This window comes from Novacetimonas hansenii JCM 7643, assembly GCF_000964405.1.
GTDB lineage: Bacteria > Pseudomonadota > Alphaproteobacteria > Acetobacterales > Acetobacteraceae > Novacetimonas > Novacetimonas hansenii.
The window spans coordinates 1-578 of the sequence record NZ_BANE01000348.1; the positions used below are offsets into that span (position 1 = coordinate 1).

Genomic DNA, 578 nt, shown 5'->3' on the forward strand with positions numbered 1-578 from the left:
CCCTCAATGATAGGGGAGGGCAGGCGGAGTGCTTCAACGGGCAGGTCGGCCAGTGCAGAGGTCGTTTTATCTGAAGGGACAGCCCCTATCGCTAACCGGCCATAGCGGGCCATGGCGTGCGCGGCACCCCAGGTGTCCGCCACAACGGCCCGGGCACGGAAGCCGGCTCCCGCCATGCGGTGAACCATATCCTTGAGCATAGGAAGCTCACCCCCATGCAGGTGATCCGCCCCCGTTGTGTCGAGCACCAGCCCGTCCGGCGCATCGACCGCCACGATGGGCGCGACCCGGTGCTGGAACCACAAAGCGAGTTTTTCTAGTCCCAGCCGGTCGCCTTCGGGATCGGCGTCGATCAGGACCAGATCGGGATACAGCGCCTGGGCCTTGGCCACCGGCGTGCCGGGGCGCAGCCCCAGCTTCCGGGCGGCGAGATCGACCGACAGCACGACCCTTCGTCGTCCTTCACGCCCGACAAGGGCCAGCGGCGTTTCAAGCGCGGGCGCGTCTGGCCCAAGTCGTTTCCTGATCCGGTCGGTCGGCCAGAGCGGCAGGTAAAGAGAGACGACCCTTGCCATCAC

Annotated in this window: 1 protein-coding gene; it reads right to left on the reverse strand. The window is 66.6% G+C overall.

The window, feature by feature from the left end; all coding sequences use genetic code 11:
- Window positions 1-578 (reverse strand): Y-family DNA polymerase (locus tag B7G66_RS16475; RefSeq protein WP_456306329.1); only part of this gene is annotated, 578 nt, incomplete at both ends.